The sequence below is a fragment of the Johannesbaptistia floridana genome (genome assembly GCF_057440575.1).
Genome location: NZ_JALKVM010000122.1, coordinates 1 through 2860, shown reverse-complemented (window position 1 = coordinate 2860; position 2860 = coordinate 1). Strand labels below are relative to the sequence as shown.

Sequence of the window (2860 nt, the reverse complement as noted above, 5' to 3'; positions counted from 1 at the left end):
GTAATATTTGCCAGTAAAGATATTGTTTATGGAGTTTATCAGCGATTTCCTTAAATTGTGGCGGCAGAAGGTGACTATCTTCGATGATAATATTTATGAACACATCTTTATCTTGGCCAAATTCACTCACCCCAATGGGATTAATTACGGAGAGGGTAGAAATAATATTTTGTATCCCTGGTGTAGATTCTGATTGATTAGTCATGTTTCAATCCTGTTTCTATAATAATCTTAATTTCTCGTCCCTGATGATAGCGATCGCGCTTATTGATTATTATATTTCATAAGTAATTTGGCGGGTCAAGATGCTTTTTTATCTAAGATTAATCCCCTAAAAACCGCAACAAAGTTTGATAGTCTGTAAGATCATCCCAAGGGGCAACAAAAATAAACCTATTGTATTTGTTAATAGCGGCGATCGCTATTTGTCTATCTATTTTTAAGCCTAAGCTGACAAAACCTTTGACCAGCTCTTTTACTTCAGTAGGTTGAGCTTGATTAATTGCTGTAATTAATTCTTTTCGTAATTGTTTTTCCTCAACTTTTAAGGGAATTGTCGGAGTTTTTGGTGGTGGAGATGTAATGCTTAAGGGTAAAATTTGCTGGAATATCTCTTGCATTTCTCCTAACATATCTTTGATGGTAGTAAGTGCCGCAAAATTTTCGATGCCTTCTAGTTGATAAAGTTGTTGCAAGCGACTGTATATATCAGTAGCTATTTCGGTGATGTTAACTTCTTTCTCTATTTCTTCCTTAAAAATTTCCATGGCTTTGGGAAAATCTTGGCCCTCAAATTTCATCAAATTATGAATAAATTCATGTAGGGTAGCTAGTGCCGCCATCATGCTTTGTTTCATATCATATAAAGCGATCGCGTGAATTGATTTATCTTCAATCCCCTTCAACCCGGGAAACACCGACTGATAATGTTTTTCACCATTTATCAACAGAAAATTGAGAGATTGTAAACACAAATCTGTATCTAATAAAGGGGTTTGATTCTGGAGTGAAAATCCTGGGTTTTCTGGTTGTGCTTGTTTGAGGATATATTCATAAAAACTGTAGTGATTAGCGTGATTTTGTAACCAACGGAGAAAAAATGCCTGTGGTTTATCAAAGTATGTCAGAGCACTTACTTGAGGAGGATGGAAACTTGGGCGATTATTTTGATTAATTTCTAGAAATTGCAGCATTTTTTCTAAATTAACCAACTTCGCTGTATGATCATTAGAGCGAATAGCTAGATATTGACCATCAGGGGAAAATTTTACAGCCGAAATCCTATCCTGATGACCAATGGTGGTTATTTCCTCATTCTGATGACGAAGGGTGGTTATGTAGTCACCAGTAGACACCTTGACTAACTTCGCTGTTTTATCCTTAGAGCGAGTAACTATATATTGACCATCAGGGGAAAATTTCACATCCCAAACCAAATCCTGATGAGCAATAGTAGTAACGTAGTCACCACTAGACACCTTAACTAACTTCGCTGTTTTATCCTCAGAGCTAGTAGCGAGATATTGACCATCACGGGAAAATTCCACAGACCAAACCCTATCCTGATGACGAATGGTAGTAACCTCCTCACCACTAGACACCTTGACTAACTTCGCTGTATTATCCCAAGAGCTAGTAGCTAGATATTGACCATCAGGAGAAAATTTCACAGACCAAACCCTATCCTGATGACGAATGGTAGTAATGTAGTCCCCACTAGATACCTTGACTAACATCGCTGTTTTATCCACAGAGCTAGTAGCGAGATATTGACTATCACAGGAAAATTCCACAGCCGAAATCCAACCCTGATGAATGATTGTAGTTATGTAGTCCCCACTAGACACCTTGACTAACTTCACTGTTTTATTAGAGGTAGTAGCGAGATATTGACCATCAGGAGAAAATTTCACAGCCGAAACCCTATCCTGATGAGGAATAGTAGTAACGTAGTCACCACTAGACACCTTAACTAACTTCGCTGTTGTATCTTCAGAGCTAGTAGCCAGATATTGACCATCACAGGAAAATTTCACAGCCGAAATCCAACCCTGATGATTAATAGTAGTTATTTTTTCACCACTAGACACCTTGACTAACTTCACTGTTTTATCTTCAGAGCTAGTAGCGAGATATTGACCATCAGGAGAAAATTTCACATCAAAAACCCTATCCTGATGACCAATAGTGGTTATTTTTTCACCACTAGACACCTTGACTAACTTCACTGTATTATCCTCAGAGTGAGTAGCTAGATATTGACCCTCAGGGGAAAATTCCACACCTAAAACCCTATCCTGATGATGAATGGTGGTTATTTTTTCACCACTAGACACCTTGACTAACTTCACTGTATTATCCTCAGAGCCAGTAGCGAGATATTGACCATCAGGAGAAAATTTCACAGAGCAAATCCAAGCCTGATGACCAATGGTAGTTATTTTTTCACCACTAGACACCTTGACTAACTTCACTGTATGCTCATTAGAGCAAGTAGCCAGATATTGACCATCAGGGGAAAATTCCACATCCCGAACCCTATCTTGATGACGAATGGTGGTTATGTAGTCACCACTAGACACCTTGACTAACTTCACGGTATGATCATTAGAGCGAGTAGCCAGATATTGACCATCAGGGGAAAATTCCACATCCCGAACCCTATCTTGATGACGAATGGTGGTAATATAAACTTCTTCCTTGACAATTTTCAACAACAATTTTCTCATAATCGCCTCAATTTGCGGCTTATCTGGGGTAGTTGTTTCTTGGGATTCAATTTCTGCTGGTATCAATAACTCCAATGTTTTACCCAACTTCTCTAATTGATTTCTCACCACATAAAACTTGGCTTCATTCT

Annotated in this window: 2 protein-coding genes; both read right to left on the bottom strand. The window is 38.3% G+C overall.

Translation table 11 applies throughout. The features are described 5' to 3' along the window. Window positions 1-205 (bottom strand): hypothetical protein (locus tag MW688_RS08785; protein ID WP_486735588.1); only part of this gene is annotated, 205 nt, incomplete at its 3' end. 118 nt (window positions 206-323) lie between these two features. Continuing rightward, window positions 324-2860: WD40 domain-containing protein (locus tag MW688_RS08780; RefSeq protein ID WP_486735587.1), on the bottom strand; the 2537-nt coding region annotated here is incomplete at its 5' end.